At 44.0% G+C, this 22073-nt stretch carries 20 protein-coding genes; 13 read left to right on the top strand and 7 right to left on the bottom strand.

The window, feature by feature from the left end; all coding sequences use genetic code 11:
• Both ACX0G7_RS26060 and cmk read left to right on the top strand, forming a co-directional pair.
• Nucleotides 1-266: hypothetical protein (locus ACX0G7_RS26060; RefSeq protein ID WP_458926480.1), on the top strand; the 266-nt coding region annotated here is incomplete at its 5' end.
• A gap of 105 nt (nucleotides 267-371) precedes the next feature.
• Nucleotides 372-1073, top strand: a complete 702-nt coding sequence (cmk, locus tag ACX0G7_RS26065; protein ID WP_458926481.1) for a (d)CMP kinase — start codon at nucleotides 372-374, stop codon at nucleotides 1071-1073.
• A 179-nt stretch (nucleotides 1074-1252) separates the two neighbouring features.
• Here the strand turns inward: cmk and ACX0G7_RS26070 are convergent, their stop codons facing one another.
• Both ACX0G7_RS26070 and ACX0G7_RS26075 read right to left on the bottom strand, forming a co-directional pair.
• The gene (locus ACX0G7_RS26070; RefSeq protein WP_458926482.1) at nucleotides 1253-3445 is read right to left on the bottom strand and encodes a glutamine synthetase III family protein; all 2193 of its coding nucleotides are present in this window, start codon (nucleotides 3443-3445) and stop codon (nucleotides 1253-1255) included.
• Between the two features lie 154 nt (nucleotides 3446-3599).
• Nucleotides 3600-4871, bottom strand: coding sequence for a hypothetical protein (locus ACX0G7_RS26075; protein ID WP_458926483.1), 1272 nt, complete (start codon nucleotides 4869-4871; stop codon nucleotides 3600-3602).
• Between the two features lie 102 nt (nucleotides 4872-4973).
• On the opposite strand from ACX0G7_RS26075, the gene ACX0G7_RS26080 reads away from it, so the two are divergent.
• The 8 genes from ACX0G7_RS26080 (at nucleotide 4974) to ACX0G7_RS26115 (ending at nucleotide 15268) form a co-directional block, all read left to right on the top strand.
• Entirely contained in the window at nucleotides 4974-6110 is a 1137-nt protein-coding gene (locus ACX0G7_RS26080) for a glycosyltransferase family 4 protein (protein ID WP_458926484.1), read from the top strand.
• A gap of 27 nt (nucleotides 6111-6137) precedes the next feature.
• Nucleotides 6138-8372, top strand: coding sequence for a phosphoribosylformylglycinamidine synthase subunit PurL (purL, locus tag ACX0G7_RS26085; protein WP_458926485.1), 2235 nt, complete (start codon nucleotides 6138-6140; stop codon nucleotides 8370-8372).
• Nucleotides 8373-8397: 25 nt separating this feature from the next.
• Nucleotides 8398-9426: an ADP-glyceromanno-heptose 6-epimerase gene (rfaD, locus tag ACX0G7_RS26090; RefSeq protein ID WP_458926486.1), complete on the top strand. Its 1029-nt coding sequence runs from the start codon at nucleotides 8398-8400 to the stop codon at nucleotides 9424-9426.
• Nucleotides 9427-9448: 22 nt separating this feature from the next.
• Nucleotides 9449-10246 carry a pyrroline-5-carboxylate reductase gene (gene proC, locus ACX0G7_RS26095; RefSeq protein WP_458926487.1) on the top strand — a complete coding sequence of 266 codons (798 nt, stop codon included), beginning with the start codon at nucleotides 9449-9451 and terminating at the stop codon, nucleotides 10244-10246.
• A gap of 183 nt (nucleotides 10247-10429) precedes the next feature.
• Nucleotides 10430-10609: a hypothetical protein gene (locus tag ACX0G7_RS26100; protein ID WP_458926488.1), complete on the top strand. Its 180-nt coding sequence runs from the start codon at nucleotides 10430-10432 to the stop codon at nucleotides 10607-10609.
• A 311-nt stretch (nucleotides 10610-10920) separates the two neighbouring features.
• Entirely contained in the window at nucleotides 10921-12570 is a 1650-nt protein-coding gene (locus ACX0G7_RS26105; RefSeq protein ID WP_458926489.1) for a CTP synthase, read from the top strand.
• A gap of 44 nt (nucleotides 12571-12614) precedes the next feature.
• Nucleotides 12615-14459: a membrane protein insertase YidC gene (gene yidC, locus ACX0G7_RS26110; RefSeq protein ID WP_458926490.1), complete on the top strand. Its 1845-nt coding sequence runs from the start codon at nucleotides 12615-12617 to the stop codon at nucleotides 14457-14459.
• Nucleotides 14460-14611: 152 nt separating this feature from the next.
• On the top strand, nucleotides 14612-15268 hold the full coding sequence (locus tag ACX0G7_RS26115) for a hypothetical protein (protein ID WP_458926491.1): 657 nt from the start codon (nucleotides 14612-14614) through the stop codon (nucleotides 15266-15268).
• 152 nt (nucleotides 15269-15420) lie between these two features.
• Here ACX0G7_RS26115 and ACX0G7_RS26120 read toward each other — a convergent pair whose 3' ends face one another.
• On the bottom strand, nucleotides 15421-15765 hold the full coding sequence (locus ACX0G7_RS26120; protein ID WP_458926492.1) for a hypothetical protein: 345 nt from the start codon (nucleotides 15763-15765) through the stop codon (nucleotides 15421-15423).
• A gap of 373 nt (nucleotides 15766-16138) precedes the next feature.
• On the opposite strand from ACX0G7_RS26120, the gene ACX0G7_RS26125 reads away from it, so the two are divergent.
• The 3 genes from ACX0G7_RS26125 (at nucleotide 16139) to ACX0G7_RS26135 (ending at nucleotide 19234) form a co-directional block, all read left to right on the top strand.
• Nucleotides 16139-17560, top strand: coding sequence for a tetratricopeptide repeat protein (locus tag ACX0G7_RS26125; protein WP_458926493.1), 1422 nt, complete (start codon nucleotides 16139-16141; stop codon nucleotides 17558-17560).
• Between the two features lie 130 nt (nucleotides 17561-17690).
• A complete protein-coding gene (locus ACX0G7_RS26130) occupies nucleotides 17691-18461 on the top strand; it encodes a phosphosulfolactate synthase (protein ID WP_458926494.1) in 771 nt (256 codons plus the stop codon).
• A gap of 38 nt (nucleotides 18462-18499) precedes the next feature.
• Complete coding sequence (locus tag ACX0G7_RS26135; protein WP_458926495.1) at nucleotides 18500-19234, top strand: shikimate dehydrogenase family protein; 735 nt, start codon at nucleotides 18500-18502, stop codon at nucleotides 19232-19234.
• A gap of 160 nt (nucleotides 19235-19394) precedes the next feature.
• Here the strand turns inward: ACX0G7_RS26135 and ACX0G7_RS26140 are convergent, their stop codons facing one another.
• The 4 genes from ACX0G7_RS26140 to rdgB all read right to left on the bottom strand — a co-directional run.
• Nucleotides 19395-19829, bottom strand: a complete 435-nt coding sequence (locus tag ACX0G7_RS26140) for an acyl-CoA thioesterase (RefSeq protein WP_458926496.1) — start codon at nucleotides 19827-19829, stop codon at nucleotides 19395-19397.
• A gap of 2 nt (nucleotides 19830-19831) precedes the next feature.
• Nucleotides 19832-20878 carry a hypothetical protein gene (locus ACX0G7_RS26145; protein WP_458926497.1) on the bottom strand — a complete coding sequence of 349 codons (1047 nt, stop codon included), beginning with the start codon at nucleotides 20876-20878 and terminating at the stop codon, nucleotides 19832-19834.
• Between the two features lie 4 nt (nucleotides 20879-20882).
• Nucleotides 20883-21461: an RNA polymerase sigma factor gene (locus ACX0G7_RS26150; RefSeq protein WP_458926498.1), complete on the bottom strand. Its 579-nt coding sequence runs from the start codon at nucleotides 21459-21461 to the stop codon at nucleotides 20883-20885.
• A 59-nt stretch (nucleotides 21462-21520) separates the two neighbouring features.
• The coding region (gene rdgB, locus ACX0G7_RS26155; protein ID WP_458926499.1) for an RdgB/HAM1 family non-canonical purine NTP pyrophosphatase at nucleotides 21521-22073 on the bottom strand (553 nt) is incomplete at its 5' end.

Below are 22073 nucleotides of genomic sequence, written 5' to 3' on the forward strand. Positions count from 1 at the left end.
GGGCCTGGGCTCATTCGATATGGATCGTCCTGATACTGATTGAAGCAGTTTTTATTTTGGGGTTTATAAGTCTGAGATGGGATAAATTACTGATGATCTCTTACCTGTTATTTTTTGTGGGTGGCTGGCTCATTTTTCAAATTTACAATGTTGAGAACCTGATTTTTCTCCTAACGCTTACACCCGCCCTGGTAATGATTAACAGGCTTAAGGACAACAATGCAAGAAAGTTAGTCACCAAGGATAAAACAGTTTCTGCCGGCTGAATCAGTCCGTAAATCGTGACCGGCATATACCAGGTGAAATTTGTTTGATCCGGGTCTCAAATCGTTTGTAACTCCTTTTTTTTCTGCATTTTTGCAATTGTAACTATGGCAAAGAAAATCATTATTACGATAGATGGATGGTCATCCTGCGGCAAAAGCACAGTTGCCAAACAACTTGCTACTGAACTCGGCTATGTCTATATAGACAGCGGGGCGATGTACAGGGCAATTACCCTTTACTTTCTCCGTAATCATATCGACTGGACCAAACACAAAATTGTTCAGCATGCCCTGAACGATATCACACTGGAGTTTATACACAATGAAAAAAGCCGGAACAGTGAAATGCATCTTAACGGGGAGAACGTCGAATATGTGATCCGTGATCTTGTAGTCGCTGAAAAAGTAAGTGAGGTAGCAGCAGTGAAAGAGGTGAGGGAATTTGCCGTGGCCCAGCAAAAACTTATGGGGGAGAATAAGGGGATCGTTATGGATGGACGGGATATCGGAACCGTCGTTTTCCCTAACGCCGAGCTTAAGATCTTTATGACTGCAGACAATGAGATCAGGGTTGAGCGGAGATTCAAGGAACTCTACGAAAAAAATCCAAACATAACAATTGAAGAAGTAAAGGCAAATCTTGAATTGAGGGATTATATCGACTCCCACCGCGAGATAAGTCCGCTGAAGCAGGCGCCTGACGCGCGTGTTCTGGATAATTCAAAACTGTCCATGAAGGAGCAGCTTTCCATTGCGCTCAGATGGGCCAAAGAGACGCTGAACGGGGAAAAGCAACTTATAAAATAAGAGACAACTTCAGGAATTTAATAAAAGAAAGATCCCGGTTACGACAGGAGTCTTACAATAGAAAGATCCCGCTGAGGATAGGAATGTTATAAAAGAAAGATCCCGGTTACCATGGCAACCGGGATCTTTCTTTTATCATAGCGTGAAGCACTGAATTGAATCATGGCTCCGCTTATTAATTATCTCAGGAATAACATTTCCCTGTATTTTGGTAACAACCAGTATTCATCACCGCAAAGCAATTCAAGTTTGTCTACGCTGTAACGGATTGGGTCAAAGAAAGTATCCTTGATTCGTGAGCAATAAGCAATGGACCTTGTCCTGGTATCGGTCATCGCGTTCACGATCTTACGCTCCTGGATCATTTTCTCCACCAGGTCACTCACCTTACCGATATGCTCAGAAATCTTAGCTACAATTTGTTGCTGATTGGCATAGGCTGATTCATCAAGTCCGATAGCTTTCAATCCCTGTATATTACTGATGAGCGTGTTCTGGTATTGTATAGCTGCAGGAAGGATATGGCTTGTAACAAGCTCACCCATGATACGTGCCTCGATCTGAACTTTCTTCAGATATTTCTCCAGCTCAATTTCGTGACGCGCTTCCAGCTCAGAATGAGTGTAAACATTGTTATGTTCGAAAAGTGCTTTTGCCTTGTCTGTGGTCATTGCATCGAGTGCAAGGGGAGAAGTGCGGACATTTGGTAACCCGCGTTTCTCGGCTTCCTTGTGCCATTCCTCGCTATAACCGTCGCCCTCAAATAATACTTTTTCACTGGCAACAACATACTCACGGATCACATGCATGATCGCGATCTCTTTTTTATCGCCTTTCTCAATCAGTGAATCAACGTCTTTCTTAAATTTCTTTAAGGTTTCGGCCATGATGGTATTCAGAACGGTCATTGCGTTTGCGCAGTTCGCAGTGGAACCAACGGCGCGGAACTCGAATTTGTTCCCGGTAAATGCAAATGGGGAGGTACGGTTACGATCCGTATTGTCGAGTAACAGTTCAGGGATACTTCTGTGAAGGTCGAGCTTCAGGATGGCTTCATCCTGCTCATCAAATTTTCCGCCGACTCTTTCTTTTACATCACCCAATACCTTGGTTAGATATTGCCCGATAAATACAGAAATGATAGCAGGTGGGGCTTCGTTTGCACCAAGACGGTGATCGTTTCCTGCAGAAGCAATAGCTGCTCTCAACAGGTCAGCGTAATCATGTACCGCCTTGATCGTATTTACAAAAAAGGTGAGGAACATCAGGTTTGTCTTTGGCGTTTTTCCGGGAGCCAGCAGGTTAACGCCGGTATCGGTAGCCATTGACCAGTTATTGTGTTTACCGCTACCGTTAATGCCGGCGAACGGTTTTTCATGCAACAATACACGCAGTTTGTGACGGCGGGCTACACGGTCCATGATATCCATGAGGAGCAGGTTATGATCCACCGCAACGCTCACTTCTTCAAAGATAGGCGCACACTCGAACTGTGCCGGAGCCACTTCATTATGACGGGTTCTTAAAGGAATGCCCAGTTTGTAAGATTCAGTCTCGAAGTCGCGCATAAAGGCATAGATCCTTTCCGGTATTGATCCGAAATAATGATCTTCCAGCTGTTGTCCTTTTGCAGGTGAATGACCGAATACGGTACGGCCGCTCATTACCAGGTCAGGTCTTGCATTGAACAAACCTTCATCGACCACAAAATATTCCTGCTCCCATCCGAGGGTTGCTGTTACCTTATTTACATTTTTATCGAAATAGTGACAAACTTCAACGGCCGACCTGTTCAATGATTCGAGTGCCTTGAGCAATGGTGCTTTATAATCCAGCGACTCACCGGTATAGGAAACAAAAAGTGTTGGAATACAAAGCGTTTTGCCCTGGCCAATTTCCATGATAAAAGCCGGTGATGATGGATCCCAGGCAGTGTAACCCCGTGCCTCAAAAGTTGCTCTTAATCCACCACTGGGGAACGAAGATGCGTCAGGTTCCTGCTGGATAAGTGCCGCTCCGTCAAATTCTTCAAGAGCAGTACCATCACTTTTTATTGTAAAAAACGAATCATGCTTTTCAGCTGAAGATCCGGTTAATGGCTGAAACCAGTGCGTAAAGTGACTTACACCCTTACTTTCTGCCCACTGGCGGACGCCGGCGGCTATCTGGTTAGCCATCATCCTGTCAATCTTCTTCGATCCCTTTATAGAAGAATTCAGACTTTTAAAGGCTTCATCGCTTAAAAATTCACGTGCAACTTTCATGGTGAAAACATTTTCACCAAAAATGGCGGTGATCTTCATTGAGCCATCGACTTCCACGGGCGCAGCCTTACTCAGATCGTTGATTGCTTGAAAACGTAATGATTCCATTGGTTGTTATAGTTTTGGCAAATAAACGAAAAAACTCGTTTTTAAACAAAGTAAATGTGGCGAAACTGCGATTTTCGGGAAATTTGTTAATAAAATGGGCCAAAAAATGGAAAAATCATGATGAAAAACCAAAAACAGATGCTAAAAATAAATATTAAATATTTTTAGATATATTGAATTTGTGTAATGTGAATTCCTGCAGGAATTTCCAGTCTATACAACATACCATTGTAGCTATGAGAAACAACTCCCCAATGATCTTATATCTCACAATCGCTCCCGGGAACGGTACAATATAACCCGTGATCAGGTACAGGGAAACTGCGAAGAAGATAAGGGATAAGAGAAAAGGATTAGTCAGGATTGATTTCCAGGCAGGTACAGGCCTCAATAGTGCAAGAAGAAGAAGAAAGAATAACAACGCTACTTCCAGTACAGAAGCGAATTGTAGCGCTCCCTTAGCCTCCCAGGGGTATGGCCGCAAAAATGTGTTATTGGCAGCCTGGGGCATCAGCTTCAAAAAGCTCAGCAAGTCCGGTTTTAGGGTATCGAGTGCAAAACGGGTGTTCCCTTCCAGTTCGAAAAATGCCTGCTGGCGGTTTGCAATCATCGTTGCCGGATTTCCGGAGGGGAAGAGCAGCATAGATCCCAGGAAAATGACTACACAGGTACCATAAACAAGGGCAAACACCCGAACAGGGTTTCGTTTTGTCCTGACGACCATTAACCAGCTTACAAAAGCCGGAACGAGCAGGATCAACAAAAGGCTCCGGAGGATGAAAATCATAAGCACAGCAAGCAAAAAAAGCACGACTGCCCTCAGTGTAAGCCGGTTGAGCAGTTTGTCGAACTGCATGAACGAAAGCATGATGCTGAACAATAATAAGCCGTCCGCCCGGAGCCCGCTGAGCCAGAATACAACCGGGGGAAAGAGGAAAACCGCTGCGAATAACGGCCCGCGAGGCGCACCTGCTTTTTCCCTTATCATCCGGTACAACCAGTAATGCCCGAAAAATACCGGGATGTTGAAAAAAACGATGTTTAAATAATAGTTCCCCCCACTCAGAAAATTGAGAAATGCATATGGTTTTGTCAGTAACCAGATCTCCAGGTCGGACAGGTAAAAATAAGCCGCACCTTCTCCCTTATCAATCGCCAGCAGCGGGCTCATTTCTGCAAAAAACCACCATGGATCAGTTTTCAGCAGATCCTGTTGTTCGAGCGATAATTCATTCAACCACCAGGTGTCATCGCCGTCATATTTCAAAAGAAAAATGTAGCCATAGAGGCAGCCCATCAAGACCTTAAAACTAAAGGCCAGTGCAATCCGGGAATTGGTCAGCCCAAACTGATCCTTTGGTGTAGCCCGACACAACCACAGTATTGCCAGTATGGTAAACAATAAAACTGCCGCGAAAACAAACATGGGAATAGCTGTAGTTACTTAACGGCCCAAGTTAGCAACCTCTTCTCACTAATAAGAATTGTGATACTGGTTAAATGTATAAATTTGAGGACAATTCAGCGCATGATTCGGGACAACCCTGTAAAACTGATTGCTTTTGTTTCAAATAGTGCCTGGTCCGTATACAACTTCAGACTGGATGTAATCAGGTCACTCATGGAAGCCGGGCACGATATACTGGTCATCGCGCCCGATGATGAATATAGTATGGAGCTGATTGAAGCCGGTTGCCGTTTTATCCCGATTACTTTCAATAATAAAACCGCTGATCCGGTGCAGGATTATCTGTTTTACCGCAAGCTCAAAAAGCTCTATGCAGAAAACAAACCCGACTTCATTTTTCATTATGTGGCAAAGCCAAATATTTATGGCTCACTTGCAGCCGCAGCCACCGATATACCTTCTGTTGCAGTTATAACAGGCCTTGGGTACCCGTTCGCAAAAAGAAACTGGCTTTTTTATGTCATGAAGGGCCTGTACAAATTTTCTCTCCGTAAAGCCAGGGAAGTCTGGTTCCTGAATAATGAGGATGCCAAGATTTTTATTGCTGAGAATATTGTTGGAATTGCTAAAATGAAAGTGATGCCTGGAGAAGGAATCAACACCACATTTTTTTCTCCGGCCACGAAACGTGCCCGCAATCCGCGCTTTACTTTTATCATGAGTACAAGACTTCTGAAAAGTAAGGGCATCATGATCTATGCAGATGCCGCAAGGATACTCAGGAAAAAACATTACGACGTCGATTTTGAATTGCTGGGATTTTTTGAAGACCATCATCCCGATTCCATATCAGAAACAGATATTGAGGGATGGCAAAAAGAAAAACTGATAACCTACAAAGGCTTCGCACGCGACGTCAGGCCTTATCTCTCAGCAGCGCATTGTTTTATATTTCCATCTTTTTATAATGAAGGGATTCCCCGCTGCCTTCTGGAGGCTGCTGCAATGGAACTACCGGTAATCACCTCCGCAGCCAGGGGTTGCCGTGATGTCGTGTTGAACAATGAATCCGGCATCTTATGTAAGATTAAGGACCCGTTTGACCTGGCAGACAAAATGGAGAAGGTGATTAATATGTCTGAATCAGAAAGGCTCGAAATGGGCAGGCAGGGCCGTGCATTTGTTATCCAAAAATTTGAAATGCAACGGATAACAGAAGAATATTTTGCTACTCTTCATAACGATCTTACAGACTGATCTTGTTTTTTGTACTTTTGCTGCACCATGGAAATAACAGTTAAAACAGCAAAGCAACTTCGGTTAACTGAAGAAGAATTTGAACTGATAAAAGAAAAACTTGGCCGGACCCCCAATTTCAATGAATTATGCTCCTTCAGTGCAATGTGGAGCGAACACTGCAGCTATAAAAATTCCATCAAATGGCTTAAGACACTTCCAAGAGACGGCGAAAAAATGCTCGTAAAGGCCGGTGATGAAAACGCGGGCCTGATGGATATCGGCGATGGATACGGAGTCGTTTTTAAAATAGAATCACATAATCATCCTTCTGCTATCGAACCTTACCAGGGAGCAGCTACCGGTGTTGGTGGTATCCACCGCGACATTTTCACCATGGGAGCGAGGCCTATCGCTTCCCTGAATTCACTGCGGTTCGGTAATCTTCCTGAAACAAAAACCCAGCATTTGCTTGCGGGAGTTGTGAAAGGAATCGGTCATTATGGAAACTGCTTTGGTGTTCCTACTGTTGGAGGCGAAATCTATTTCGAGCAATGTTATCATACAAACCCACTTGTGAATGCGATGAGTGTTGGGATTCTCAAGGCGGGTGAAACGATTTCGGCTACAGCAAAAGGCATTGGGAACCCTGTTTTTTTTGTGGGTAGTGCCACGGGAAAAGACGGCATCGGTGGTGCTTCCTTTGCTTCAGCGGATATTACGGCTGAAAGTACCGGTGAACTTCCCGCTGTGCAGGTCGGCGATCCTTTCCAGGAGAAGAAATTACTGGAGGCCTGTCTCGAGGTCATACAGACCGGTGCCGTTGTAGGAATGCAGGATATGGGTGCAGCAGGGATCATATGTTCCACGTCGGAAATGAGCGCTAAGGGAGAAGTAGGAATGCGGATTGACCTGGACAAAGTGCCAACCAGGCAACAAAACATGAAGGCCTGGGAACTTTTGCTCAGTGAGAGCCAGGAAAGAATGCTTATGGTCGTTGAGAAGGGAAAAGAAAAAGAAGTGCTCGCAGTGTTTGATAAATGGGACCTGCCATGTTCAGAAATTGGCGAAGTTACCGGGGATGGTATTCTCCGTTTTTATATGCACGGAACCCTTGAAGCCGAACTTCCGGCTTACGACCTTGTGCTCGGTGGCGGCGCACCGGTATATAATCGCGAATTCCGTGAACCTGGCTACCTTGAAAAGATCCGCCGGTTTGATCCGTCTACTGTCACAGTGCCTGACGATCTGAAATCAGTTGCCGAAAAGATCATCAGTATTCCAAACATTGCTTCGAAACGTTGGGTTTATACACAATATGACAGTATGGTTGGAACCGGTAACTGTTCAACGAATTCGCCAAGTGACGCAGCCGTTGTAATAGCGAAACCCACCAATAAGGCACTTGCACTAACAACGGATTGTAACAGCCGTTATGTTTATGCTGATCCTTACAAAGGCGGAATGATTGCAGTAGCAGAAGCTGCGAGGAATATTGTCTGCAGTGGTGGTGAACCTCTTGGCATTACGAACTGCCTGAACTTCGGTAATCCTTATGACCCCGAAGTATATTACCAGTTCGTGAATGCAATCAAAGGAATGGGTGAGGCATGTCTTCGGTTCAATACTCCCGTCACGGGTGGTAATGTGAGCTTTTATAATCAGAATCCTGATGGGCCCGTTTATCCGACACCTACTATTGGCATGGTGGGCCTGCTTGATAATCCCGGCAAAAAAATGACGATGGATTTCAAGAATGAAGGTGATTACATATTCCTGCTTGGCAGAAGCTCGGATGATATAGCTTCTTCAGAATACCTGCATAAGATCCAGGGAATAGAATTTAGTCCGGCACCTCATTTCGAGATTGAAGAAGAACTTGCCCTGCAAAAGTTGCTGAGCAGACTGATTGCTGAACAACTGATAAGTTCCGCTCATGATGTTAGTGAAGGTGGATTGGCTGTAACATTGTTTGAAAGTTGTTTTAACCGGAACCTGGGGGTAGATGTAGTTGCATCGGACCCGGAGATCCGTAAAGATGCGTATTGGTTCGGTGAAGCACAAAGTCGTGTAGTGGTAAGCGTTAGTGAATCCCGGTTGAACGAATTTAAGGCTCTGGTAGGCGATCATCCTTGTGAAGAACTGGGAATCGTAACTGCCGGAGAAATGGAAGTAGATGGAATGAACTGGGATAAGATAGAAGATTGGAAGTCTGCTTATGACACCGCAATCGAAAATATCATCACCGGTGAGGAAGCATCGATGGCACTTCAGCCGAATTAAGTCAAACAGGAAACAGCCAGGAAAGATGGGAGATAGCGTCGAAAAAAATACTGATAAAAACGTGCAGATCATAGTAACCGGCGCAGCTGGATTCATCGGAAGTTGCCTGGTAGGCTATCTTAACCAACGCGGTTATGAAAATCTTATCCTTGTCGATGATTTCAGCCGGCTGGATAAAGTTCCCAACCTGGAGCAAAAAAAATTCACCGAAAAAATAGAAAGGGAAGTTTTTTTTGAATGGCTCGAAAGCTCAGATCCTCCGGTCGCATTTTTCTTCCATATCGGTGCTAAAACGGACACCACTGAATTCGACTATAGTGTGCATGAGCACCTGAATGTCGACTATTCAAAAAAGGTATGGAACTGGTGCACTGCTAAAAAGGTGCCATTGGTTTACGCATCATCCGCCGCTACCTATGGTTCAGGTTCGGATGGTTACTCCGACAATCATGATATCGTAAACGATCTTAAGCCGCTGAACCCATATGGCGTCTCAAAAAATGAATTCGACAAATGGGCGCTGAAACAGACTCAATGTCCACCGTTCTGGGCGGGGCTGAAGTTTTTCAACGTTTACGGGCCGAATGAATATCACAAGGGACGAATGGCCAGTGTTATCTTTCATTCCTTCGGACAGATAAAGAAAAATGGCGTTGTCAATTTATTCAGATCACATCGCCCTGACTTCAGGGACGGTCAGCAGCTGAGAGATTTTATTTATGTGATGGACATACTAAAGGTGTGTTACTGGCTGATGGAAAGTTGTTTTGCCGGGGGCGACTGGGCCAGTAGGCACAGTGCTATCTATAACCTCGGAACCGGCAAGGCGCGTGCGTTTGAGGACCTTGTAAATGCTACGTTCGCTGGTTTGGATCTTAAACCGGCGATTAATTTTATAGATATGCCTGAGGACATACGTGACAAGTACCAGTATTTTACGGAAGCCGATATGCACAAGCTGATCGCGGCCGGTTACACAGATCAGTTTTATACCCTGGAGGAAGGGGTAGAGGATTATGTCAGGAACTATCTTTCACAAAACAGGTACTATTAGAACCTTTATAAACAAGCGCAACATGGATAAAAAAATTGCAATTATCGGCGGCGGAAACCTGGGTACAGCTATTGCGCAGGGACTTATTCAAAGTGGGTTTACAGTTCCTGGAAATATTATCATCACAAAACGAAACACAAAAACGCTTTCAGATCTGGCAGAAAAGGGCGTGCTGGTAAGTGATAATAACGGCGAAGCGGTAAGATTTGCTGAACTGGTAATCCTGGCTGTTAAACCGTTCCAGATAGATGAGATATTGTTAGGTATACGGGAAGACCTGGATGAAAAAAAACACCTCATTGTTTCAGTGATCACAGGTGTGGGAATAAAACATCTGAGAGACGCGGTAGCTAAGCCAATGCCTATTGTTCGTGCTATGCCAAATACAGCTATTGCAATACAGGAGTCCATGACCACTCTATCCGCACTAAGTGCAAATGCTGACCAGGTCCGGTATATTGAAAATCTTTTCAGCCAGCTTGGAAAGGTCGCCTGGATTGATGAGAAACTGATGGACGCTGCAACCGTCCTTGGTGCATGTGGAACTGCTTTTGCAATGAGGTATATCCGTGCGAATATCCAGGGTGGTATTGAGATTGGATTTGACGCTGCAACAGCCAACCTGATCGTTGCACAAACCGTAAAAGGAGCCGCTGATCTCCTGTTAAAGAATAAATCACATCCTGAACAGGAAATAGATAAGGTAACTACTCCAAAAGGATGTACTATTGCAGGCCTAAATCAAATGGAGCACCAGGGCTTTAGTTCCTCATTAATTCTCGGAATTGTAGCGAGTTATGACAAAATTCTGAAGGATTGATTATAAAAAAATGGTATTTGAAGCAAGTGGAGCAATTTTTGCAGTAAATTTGAGTGTAGATGTGGATCTTTGTGACATTATGAAATAATGCTATCCGATTTGGGCCGGTCAAAATAAATCTTCAGGAATATCGTTTTAAGACGCCTGGATTTTGTGCGGCTGGAATTGATTAACTAATAGTCTATGAGAAAAGAAAAACTGAGTTACGTTATATTATTGGCGGAAATCGCCGCAATTATCTGGTTACATTCGGTAAAACTCACTGAAAACAAACAGGTTAGCTCAGGTACTATCGTAAATACCGGTCCTGCTACCGATTCAAAGCTTCCGTCAGTCAGGTTTATCCAGGCGGTTCACAGATAGTTTTTCGGTCGGTTATATATACAGCCATCCCAGGCGTTTATCTTTTTCTCCTTTCTTAAATTTTCCCCAACAAGGGTATCGGATTTTCTCAGTCAGAAAATTTGGCTTAGGTTTGCATGACCTTCAGGAATTATTCTACTTATGTTTCCGCCGGGTCGATGGGAGGATGTACTAACGACCTTGATATATTTACAATCATCACAGAAATTACTCCCAAAAATTACCTTTAAATTTTTCCGGAGTGTGGTCATTCTCCGGTCCGATATTATTTGACTTATTAATAACTTATTCATATAAATTAACCATCTGTCATGGCTAAGTACATTTTTGTTACCGGTGGGGTAACGTCCTCACTGGGTAAAGGTATTATTGCAGCTTCACTTGCCAAGCTTTTGCAGGCAAGGGGGTTGCGTCCTACCATTCAGAAATTTGATCCATATATTAATGTAGATCCGGGTACCCTGAACCCCTATGAGCATGGTGAGTGTTTTGTGACTGAAGATGGCGCTGAAACGGATCTTGATCTTGGTCACTACGAACGCTACCTTAATATCTTCACTTCCCAGGCGAACAATGTCACCACTGGTAAAATTTACCAAACGGTAATCAATAAAGAAAGAGAAGGATCATATCTCGGTAAAACGGTACAGGTTGTTCCACATATCACCGACGAGATCAAAAGAAGAATGTTGTTGCTCGGACAAAAAAATGAATTTGACATTATCATCACCGAGATAGGAGGTACAGTTGGTGATATTGAAAGTTTACCATTTATTGAAGCACTGCGCCAGTTACAGTGGGAACTGCCGGAAGAAGATACCGTGGTCGTACACCTGACCCTGATTCCTTATCTGAAAGCAGCCAAGGAACTCAAAACTAAACCCACCCAGCACAGCGTAAAGATGCTGAGCCAGGAAGGTGTTCATCCGGATATCATTGTCTGCAGAACAGAAGAATCCCTTTCCCCGGAAATCAGGAGGAAGATCGCGCTTTTCTGTAATGTAAAACAGGAAGCGGTGATTGAAGCCATGGATGCCAATACCATTTATGAAGTTCCTTTGCTGATGATGAATGAGAAGCTGGATAAGATCTGCATGAAGAAGTTAAACATCACTCAATACAATGAACCGGAGCTTTCCCGCTGGAAGGAATTCCTTGACAAGCTAAAATATCCGAAAAGTAAGGTTACGATAGGATTGATTGGAAAATACATTGAACTACAGGATGCATATAAGTCGATCCTCGAATCATTCGTACACGCAGGCGCAATCAATGAGTGCAAGGTGCAGATCGTGAATGTCCACAGCGAGTTTATTACGGATGAGAATGTGGCTGAAAAACTTCAGAACCTTGATGGATTATTGGTAGCGCCTGGATTCGGACACCGCGGTGTAGACGGCAAAATCACTGCTGTCAAATACGCCCGTGAAAACAAATTGCCGTTTTTCGGGATTTGCCTCGGAATGCAGATGGCTGTGATCGAATTTGCTCAGAATGTATTGAATCTGAAAGAGGCTCATTCTACCGAAATGAGGCCGGATACCCCTGATCCTGTTATCGACCTGATGGAAGAGCAGAAGAAAATAACCACAAAGGGCGGCACCATGCGTCTCGGTTCTTACCCATGCGAACTTAAAGAAGGTTCGCTGGCTAGACAAATTTACGGAGAGCCGGTAATCAGTGAAAGGCACCGTCACCGCTGGGAATTTAATAATAAATACCTCAACCAGCTCGAGGATGCCGGCATGATTGCCAGTGGTAAAAACCCGGAAAGCGGCCTCGTTGAGATCATAGAGTTGCCCGAGCACCCGTTTTTTATAGGAGTACAGTATCATCCGGAGCTAAAAAGTACGGTCGAGAATCCACAACCCGTGTTTGTTCATTTTATTAAGGCGGCCAAGGAATATGCTGAATTGAAGCTGGCGGTCAAAAATCCGCAGCTGCAAAGTGAGATGATCTGATCGGCAAACCCCTATATTTGCACTCCTTAAATTAATTTGTCATAATGGGTAGTATGGACCGCAATACGGTAATAGGCTTCGTCTTATTAGCCGGGTTACTTTTTGTTTATTTATATCTTTCCACTCAGAATAGTAAGGAACTCGCTTACGCACAACAAAAAGAGAAGGATTCACTTGCTTTTGTTCAGCGGGTCAAAGATTCAATGGCGGTTATCCGCGATACAAACACTGTAGCCGCTGTTGCGAACGATACTTCTGCAATACTAAAGACTTCGGGCAGAGAAGAGACAACGGTGGTTGAGAATGAAGTTATCAAAATCACTTTCTCCAGCAAGGGCGGACAACCACGGACCGTTCAACTTAAAAAATACAAATCACTCAGAGATAGTTCGCCGGTTGTCCTTAACAGCACAGCCTTTGACAGGATATCGTATGCAATAAATACCGGACCTGCCCAGTCAGCACAGGTTGCGGATCTTTATTTTAATGCGCCAACCATAACACGGACACCAGACAATGGTCAGTCGATAGTTTATACATTACCGGCAGGTAACAACGGTGAGCAGATCACACATCAGTTTATACTTAAGTCGGGCTCTTATATGCTCGACTGGACCGTTCAGATGAATGGGGCGGATAAGCTGCTTACGCAGGGCGCATTCAACCTCACCTGGAATGCCCGGCCGCTTTCAAAAGAAGAGGATGCGAAATACGAAAGGTTACAGTCGAATATTTGTTTCGTTGAGGACAATGATTTCGACTACATCATGCAGAAGACGGAGCATACATTTGAGAAACCTGTTCAATGGGTTAGTGTGGCCCAGCAGTTTTTCAACACCACATTGATCGCAAAGGATAATTTCAATAGCGGTGAGGTACGGTGGGTAAGATCTCCGGATACCGCATTATCGGTTGCCGAGGTTACCACCAATCTGCAAAAGAAACTTCCCGTTGGCGCCGTCGCTTCGGTGCCCCTGCAATTGTATTTCGGGCCCAACGACTATACTATCCTGAAGCAGCAGGCAGAAGACATGGATAAGATCGTTAACCTTGGACGTGACATGTATGCGTTTGTAAGGCCGATCAACAAGTTCATTATTATGCCCGTGTTTGATTTTTTCAGGTCCTTTGTCGGAAGCTTAGGTATAGTAATTCTGTTATTGACGCTGGTTATACGCCTCGTTACTTCCCCATTGGTATATACCAGTTATCTCAGTGGTGCAAAGATGAAGGCATTAAGGCCGGAGATTGAAAAAATGAAAGCCAGGCTGGGCAATGATCAGCAGGCTGTCGGGATGGAGCAGATGAAGCTGTTTCGCGAAGCCGGTGTGAATCCGCTCGGTGGTTGTATCCCCGCATTGTTGCAAATACCGATCTTTTTTGCGCTTTATAGTTTCTTCAATTCCAATATTGCACTGAGGGGTGAAAGCTTTCTCTGGGCCGATAACCTGGCGTCTTACGACGTGATTGCACGTTTACCTTTCACCATACCATATTTCGGCGACCACATCAGCTTGTTTACGTTGCTTGCTGTATTTACCAGCTTCCTGATTTCAATATATAACATGAACATGACGCCTGATCAGAGCAATCCGGCGCTTAAGTACATGCCTTATATATTTCCGTTCATCATGTTGTTTATCTTCAACAGTCTGCCTTCGGCACTCACCTGGTATTATACGGTCTCCAACATCATTACCCTTGTGTTACAGTGGTTCATTAATAATTATATTATTGACCACGATAAGATCCTGGCGAAGATTGAAGAGAACCGAAAGAAGCCTAAAGTCAAATCCAAATGGCAGGAGCGTCTTGAACAGGTTCAGGAGGCACAGAAAAAAGCCCAGGAGGTTAAAACAAAAGGAAGTGGTGGCACTGCCAAGCGATAAGTAAATGAAATCCGCTACCATGGCGGGGATATGATAATGTTTTGTGAAGGACCCGTTCTGATGATGATAATCAGTACGGGTCTTTGACATTATGACAACGATTCCGTAGTTTGTAACGTCTTAGATATGTTATCATTAACATGAACGTTTACATGAAAAAAATAATCCTGATGCTGTTTTTGTCGCCCGCATTTTTTTTTGGGCGCGCTTATAGTCAGAAGAAAGTTTCTGAGTTAACGTTGGTTTATGATGCAGCAATCACATCCGGAAGTCCGCAGCCCAAGATGGCGGACGCATTTGACGGCGCGACCACCACAGTATATCTGAAAGGTAACCTTAGCCGCTCAGAGATGGTCAGTGCGCTGTTTTCATCTGCAACCATTCACGATTCACGAACCGGTTCGGCTGTGGTTCTACGTGAGGTAAGTGGCCAGAAGCTATTGATCAGGTTAACGCCCGATAACTGGACTCAGAAGAATAAAAGATATGAAGGGATTACTTTCACTAATACGACGGAGACCAAGCAGATAGCCGGCTATAATTGTACAAAGGCAGAGGCGAAGCTGGCTGATGGGTCAGTTTTTACGGTTTATTACACCCCCGAAATTGTACCTGAGAACAAAGACTACGATTACCAGTTCAGGAACCTGAACGGGCTGCCCCTTGAATATGAGCTCACCCAGGGCAAATTCAGGATAAAGTATACCGTGTCAAGGATCAATCTTAATCCGGTGCCAGCATCGAAGTTTGATATCCCCAAAACGGGTTACCGGGAAATGACCTATGAGGAAAGCAAGCAAATGAATTAAGCCGGGCAAGCTGGCAAAAGCCTTAAGCAGGGATACGTAGCCGTCCGGCCTTCGACATCAACTGGCGGGCAAAAAAAAGATTGTCCAAACGAACAATCGATATCTTTTAAGTCACACTGGAGAACCTGGCCATCAACCGGGCTTACATTCGCTTACTTGTGAAGATTTATCTTTACATCCACAAGGCTCAGGTTGGATTTCGTGGTCCTGGGGAGGTTTATACGGTGCTGATTAGGCAAAATATAGATAACGTTTCCCTTCTGATAAGTGACCAATGAATTAAGGTTCATCGATGACTTATTACGCTGGCTTGACGTGATTGTACTACCGGAATAATTCACACCTGATCTCATTGAGAATCCGTTACTTGTGCGAATAGGAGTAAATTCAGGATTGAAAAGCTTATTACTTTTCTTCTTGATTCCACCACCAGTGCTGGCCAATGCAAGAGCAACAACCCCTAAAAATGTAAGAGAGACTATTGATTTTTTGAGCATGTGGTTAAGTTTTAGCGTAGAATTTTCTTGCATCGTGTACAAAAATATAATTTTTTTTGGGAACTTTTTAACCCTTTTTATAAAAAGATTAGTATTGTTTTAACGGGCGACCGACCAAATAGTTACAGAAATTGCAAACAAATGATTAAAAATTTGGGCCAATCGTTGCATAAACACCTATTTTATTTTCACACATTTTGTATATAATTGAAAATGAAGGGGTTCCATTTCAGGTCTTTTGCCTGGACAAAAAATTTTTAATTCCGGTTTAATCCGCCTGGCACCTGGCTTGTTTATCAACACTATGTCAACAACAATTAATTGGATAAAGTAGATGAATTGAGTAGTTTACATAAACCTATCTCACAATTAGATGAAAGATAATCCATCTCGACAGGATAATGAGGAAATCAGGGAATTGGTTAAGGTGTTCCAGAATTTAAAGGCTGGACGCGGACATTCATTCCTGGAAGAAGAGGCATTTGAGAAAATCATAGATTATTTCGATGATGTGGAAGACCTGGCCCAGGCGATCGAGGCTGCCGAACTCGGCATTGAGCAATATCCCTACAGCGGGAGCCTGCTGATCAAAAAAGCAGATCTCCTGATCGCTACGCGCAAATACCAGGAGGCCCTGACGATTCTCGGCCATGCTGAGCTCCTCGACAGCAACGATATCAATCTTTATATACTCAAGACCGACGTTTACCTCGCACTTGACCAGCAGGAGAAAGCAGTTGTATTGCTTGAAAATGCCCTGCGACTGTTTGAAGGACAGGAAAAAATAGAAATGTTATTTGAGCTTGCCGATGTTTATGATGATTACGAAGAGTTTGATAAAATCTTTGATTGTCTTAAACTGATCCTTGAGCAGGATCCGAACAACGAAGAAGCCTTGTATAAGATTTGTTTCTGGACCGATTTTACGGGACGCAATGAAGAGAGCATCAGGCTGCACCAGAAGATCATTGAAGATTTTCCATATAGCGAACTGGCTTGGTTTAACCTTGCCGCTGCTTACCAGGGTTTGAAGTTATACGAGAAATCCGTTGATGCTTACAAATATGCTGTGGCAATTGATGAGAAGTTTGACTATGCATACCGGAACATGGGAGATGCTTACATCAGGTTGCGTAAGTATAAGGATGCGGTTGAAGCACTTGAACGTGTGCTTGAATTATCACGTCCCGAGGATGTTATTTACGAAGCGATAGGACACTGTTACGACAGGATGAAGAACTATGCACAGGCAAGATTTTATTACCGCAAGGCATCACATCTTAACCAGGAAGACAGTAAGCTTTATTATAAGATTGCTTGTACTTATATTAATGAGCATCAATGGGTGATGGCAATCAAACAACTTGAAACTGCCATGCAGATCCAGAAGATGCAGCCTGAGTATAATCTCGCCATGGGTGAGTGCAAAATGCAGCTGCTCGAGTATAAAGAAGCAATCCAGTACTTTTCAAATGTTGTCAGGCAAAGGCCGAGAAATGTTTTTAGCTGGGAAGCACTTATCAGGTGTCTTTACAAAGGCGAGTACTATGATGAGGCGCTCGAACAGGTAAAGACGGCATTGAAGCTGACTGATGGCAAACCCATTTTTTATTATTACCTGACAGCAGTTTACCTTGAGACCGGGAAGTCGAAGGAAGCCTTGCTCCAACTGGAAAAAGCAATGAGTAAAGCTCCGAAGCTTTTGAAGAAACTGGTTGATCTGAATCCCTCTATACTTCAGAATCAGCAGGTGATCGACATCGTTGCGCGATACAAAAAGAACAGGTCCATCTGATTTTCGCATATCCTGCATGTATACCTGAACATAGCGGTTCTTTACCCGGCAATACTTCTTTTAGCGATTACTATCAATTTCTTGACTATTTTTGCCGCGTTTTAAAATTGTAAAGTGAAAACAAGCAGGCATGAATTTTAATCTTACGCAGATCCCGGACAGAACCCAAAGACCACGTACGCATGGACTTACCATGGTCATGGATAAAGGGTTAAGTATCCAGGAGGTTCACAACTTTCTAAGTGTTTCTTCCCCACATGTCGACATAGTAAAACTTGGATTTGGTACTTCTTTCGTTACACCTAATCTTAAGGAGAAGCTGGAAGTTTACCGCGATCACAACATGCCTATCTATTTTGGCGGAACGTTATTTGAAGCTTTCCTTATCCGGAATCAGTTTGAAGATTATATCAGTATCTGCAGTGAGTTCGGTGTGAGTTTTATGGAAGTGAGTGATGGATCTATAAATATTCCCCATGCAGAAAAATGCGGTTATATCGAGAAGCTCACTAAACACGGTACCGTACTGAGCGAAGTAGGAAGCAAGGACGCCGCACACATTATTCCCCCATATAAGTGGATTGAGCTGATGCGTGCAGAACTGTCAGCCGGCTCAACATATGTTATTGCTGAAGCCAGGGAAGCTGGTAACGTTGGTATATACCGGGGCAGCGGTGAGGTAAGAGAGGGACTGGTCCAGGAAATCCTGACACAGATCCCGGAAGAAAAGATAATATGGGAAGCGCCGCAAAAACCTCAGCAATTGTACTTCATCGAATTGATTGGCTGTAATGTCAATCTCGGAAATATTGCGCCTACCGAAGTTTTACCCCTGGAAGCAATGCGGGTGGGTTTAAGGGGTGATACCTTCGACCTGTTTCTGCATAAACAAAACGTGTGATCTTGCGCTAAACCAGCCTATAAAAAATAATAACAAGGATGCGAAGATTCGGGCTGATAGGATATCCGTTGGGTCATTCCTTTTCACGCAAATATTTCTCCGATAAATTTGCCAATGAAGGTATCACTGGCTGCGAATATCAATTGTTTCCTATCGAAAATATTGAACTGCTCCCCGGGTTACTGGAAAATTACCCCGACCTCGAAGGCTTAAATGTTACTATACCTTACAAAAAGGATGTGTTAGCCTACCTCACCGATACCAGTAAACTTCCGGCAGGTTTGAATGCATGTAACTGTATCAGGATAAAAGACGGGCAACTGACAGGCTTCAATACGGACGTTACAGGTTTTCGGCTGAGCATCAGCGGTATGTTGAAGCCTCATCATAAACACGCGCTGATCCTCGGGAATGGAGGGGCAACAGCAGCTGTAAAATATGCCCTGGGGGAACTCGGACTACACTATAGCGTCGTCAGCCGGCGCCGGTCAGTTGATGTTGACCTGATCTACGAAGAAATTGACGAAGCGATAATGTCAAAGTATTCCGTAATCATCAATACCACTCCGCTGGGAACAATTCCTGATGTTCACCTGGCTCCTGAGATACCTTATGATTTGCTGGCCCCGGATCACCTGTTATATGACCTGGTTTATAACCCTGAGGTAACTACATTCATGAAGCAAGGTCAACTAAGAGGTGCTTCCGTAAAAAATGGATATGATATGCTTGTGATACAAGCTGAAGAAAGCTGGAAGATCTGGAATAGCTAAAACTATGACCCACCATCACATCTCAGACCGGCAGGCTTAAATAGCAATCAATTTCCGCGCATATCAGACTAGCATTATTGAGATCCGGGTGAATCCGGGACATATTAGAGAGAGCATTATCAGATAGCGCTCGGATTCGCCGCATCTCAGCAGGGCAAGCTTAAATAGCGCCAAGCTTTAGTTTTGCCGCTTCAGGAACAGCGGTAATCTTTTTAAGATCGTAGTTATAACAAATCATTCCGGTTTTACCGGTAGCCACGATCACCAATTTTTCACCCACTGCTTTTTCAAATTTATAGTAAAGGTCGAATGATACTTTTGAAAAATCGCCTGCACCTACACTCGCAATGATTGATTCGCCATAGAACAATTCATTTTTGAATTCGATGCCAACATCACTCATGATAAGGCCTGTTCCTTCAAATTCAAGTTCAGAATAGCCATTATGTCTTAAAAACTGCATCCTGGCTTCATGCATGATTGATAATACAGCGTCATTTCCAACATGACCACCATAGTTGACATCGGTGATCCGAACGGGAATGGTTATACGAAAATTTAAGTTTGCGGGAAGATCAATTTTTATTCTGGCCAAGATTAGAAGTTTTCATGGAGAATTTCTTTCAGTTCCATGATATCAAGAAAGTTTGTTGTGCTCGGAATAAAGGTAGGTTGATTTAATAGCTTCTGACGCCATTCCTTGAACAGCCATTTCCACATTGAGCTTTCCTGCAAGGCGATCCCGAGATGATCATCATCGCTTACGGCGTTCATGTAACTCAACGCATGAAGAAATTTTTTGGAGATTTTGGTCTGCTCTCCATTCGGACCTGTAACAGTCACATAGTTAACATCAGGTGCGCTGACCAGTTTTTCATCCATGATGATGTTGCCATTATTGTCCCTGATCGGTTCATTCGGGATCACAATGTCTTTTTCTGAAACAACCGGGTCAGGAGCTTTGACATTTGCATAGGTCATCACAACATTTGGGTCTTCGGTCTCAGGAGATGCCTGTTGCGCTGATGCTGTCAGTACACTCATCGAGGACTTAGCGGGCTTTTTGAATAGCTTGGAAGTAGACATACCCATACTCGTAACAGGGGCTATAACAACCGGCTCCGTGCCTTCTATTGGTAAATTAACCTTTGGCTCAGCCACTTTGGTTTTAACTGGATTGGTGGTGGCAGAAAGCTGGTTTGCCATCTCGCTCTTCGACGCGAAATAATACAAGACAGATAATGAAATCCCAATGACCGCTGCAGCGGCTGCCAGGCGGCGCCAGTTAAAAGCGTGAATAACCTTAGCCGGCTTGCCCTGTTCAGTTGTGTACCTGATTTCGCTGGGTCTTGCCGCAGGATGTTCCGATACAGCTTTGTCTGCGAACGCCGGATCTCCTGCAGGCCATCCTGAGTGAACAGCAGGATCCTGTAAATCTGAATCACTTTCCATTGCCGGGAGACGGGTATTTATCGCGCTCCAGAGATCGGTTGGAGGTTCCTGGAAAAAGCCGGTAAGTTTTGCTGAAAGTAAGCTATCTGTAGTTTGAAATTCTTCTCCGAGCCTTTTCGATATTACCTGCCATGATTCATCCGGTGGGGTTGATTCGAATTGCTGAAGACGATATTGAAAACTCGTGGACATAGTGTTAACGGCTATAAGACTTATTAGTGTCTGAAAGATACTGTGCAACCTTTTTTTGCAAAATACCCTTGGCTCTCGCGAGCTGCGATTTACTCGTTCCTTCACTGATTCCAAGCAACTCACCTATTTCTTTGTGTGAATATCCTTCGATCACATAAAGATTGAAAACGGTTTTATAACCTGGTGATAGCTCCTGGATCAGGTTAATAATGTCTTTTTCCGCCAGGCTATCCAAAGCCGTTACATCATTATCCTCGATTGAACTTTCTTCTTTATCACTGACGGTGGAAAGTTTGGCGGACTTCCTCCTGAAATGTTCGATGGAAGTATTGACAAAAACCCTTCGCATCCAACCTTCAAAAGACCCTTCGGCCCGAAAGCGATGGAGATTGCGAAAAACTTTTATAAATCCTTCCTGCAAAAGGTCCTGTGCGTCATCGGCATTATTTGCATAACGCAGGCAAACGGCATACATTTTAGGAGAAAATCTTTTATACAATTCTTCCTGTATACGGCGGTCGCCTTCTACTGAACCCTTTATTAAGTCGGCTTCAGAAAAAATATGGTTGCGTTGTTGGTCCAAATAAATAAAATTATGCCGTTCACGGGCTCAGAGCCTTACTTGTTTTTGGCCTGTCGGTTTTAAACTGAATGATTTTTTAAGAAGTCTATGAGCTTATCGGCCGCTTTCTTCCGATGGCTAAAGGCATTTTTTTCCTTCATATCCATTTCGGCGAAAGTACGGTTAGTTCCGTTAGGAAGAAAAACAGGATCGTATCCAAAACCATTCCTTCCAAAACGTTCATGTGTAATGGTCCCTTCGCAGATACCTTCAAAGAGATACTCGCCCCCTTTCCAGATCAGCGAAATCACAGTTCTGAATCGCGCTGAACGGTCCGGTTTAGCCTCAAGTTTTGAAAGCAACTTGTCTATGTTTTTCTCAAATGACTTTTCTTCGCCGGCATACCTCGCACTAAGTACTCCCGGCTCACCATCCAGGGAAGCTACCTCCAGTCCCGTATCCTCACTGAAACAATCAAGGCCGGACAATTTCTTAATCGTCGCTGACTTTTCACTGGCATTCAGTTCAAGTGTGGGATGGGGCTCAGGAATATCGATGTTGATCCCCGCCCCGGCAAGTGATATGATGTTCACCTGGTTGCCGATAGCTGCCTGGATCTCTTCGACCTTATGT

Source organism: Flavitalea antarctica (assembly GCF_054461535.1).

Bases quoted from the DNA above. Each gene is read 5' to 3' on its own strand.
- ACX0G7_RS26075 (WP_458926483.1), bottom strand. From the start codon at position 4,871: ATGTTTGTTTTCGCGGCAGTTTTATTGTTTACCATACTGGCAATACTG.
- ACX0G7_RS26120 (WP_458926492.1), bottom strand. From the start codon at position 15,765: ATGCTCAAAAAATCAATAGTCTCTCTTACATTTTTAGGGGTTGTTGCT.
- rfaD (WP_458926486.1), top strand. From the start codon at position 8,398: ATGGGAGATAGCGTCGAAAAAAATACTGATAAAAACGTGCAGATCATA.
- ACX0G7_RS26135 (WP_458926495.1), top strand. From the start codon at position 18,500: ATGCGAAGATTCGGGCTGATAGGATATCCGTTGGGTCATTCCTTTTCA.
- ACX0G7_RS26105 (WP_458926489.1), top strand. From the start codon at position 10,921: ATGGCTAAGTACATTTTTGTTACCGGTGGGGTAACGTCCTCACTGGGT.
- purL (WP_458926485.1), top strand. From the start codon at position 6,138: ATGGAAATAACAGTTAAAACAGCAAAGCAACTTCGGTTAACTGAAGAA.
- ACX0G7_RS26100 (WP_458926488.1), top strand. From the start codon at position 10,430: ATGAGAAAAGAAAAACTGAGTTACGTTATATTATTGGCGGAAATCGCC.
- yidC (WP_458926490.1), top strand. From the start codon at position 12,615: ATGGGTAGTATGGACCGCAATACGGTAATAGGCTTCGTCTTATTAGCC.
- ACX0G7_RS26125 (WP_458926493.1), top strand. From the start codon at position 16,139: ATGAAAGATAATCCATCTCGACAGGATAATGAGGAAATCAGGGAATTG.
- ACX0G7_RS26115 (WP_458926491.1), top strand. From the start codon at position 14,612: ATGAAAAAAATAATCCTGATGCTGTTTTTGTCGCCCGCATTTTTTTTT.
- ACX0G7_RS26130 (WP_458926494.1), top strand. From the start codon at position 17,691: ATGAATTTTAATCTTACGCAGATCCCGGACAGAACCCAAAGACCACGT.
- proC (WP_458926487.1), top strand. From the start codon at position 9,449: ATGGATAAAAAAATTGCAATTATCGGCGGCGGAAACCTGGGTACAGCT.
- ACX0G7_RS26070 (WP_458926482.1), bottom strand. From the start codon at position 3,445: ATGGAATCATTACGTTTTCAAGCAATCAACGATCTGAGTAAGGCTGCG.
- cmk (WP_458926481.1), top strand. From the start codon at position 372: ATGGCAAAGAAAATCATTATTACGATAGATGGATGGTCATCCTGCGGC.
- ACX0G7_RS26080 (WP_458926484.1), top strand. From the start codon at position 4,974: ATGATTCGGGACAACCCTGTAAAACTGATTGCTTTTGTTTCAAATAGT.
- ACX0G7_RS26145 (WP_458926497.1), bottom strand. From the start codon at position 20,878: ATGTCCACGAGTTTTCAATATCGTCTTCAGCAATTCGAATCAACCCCA.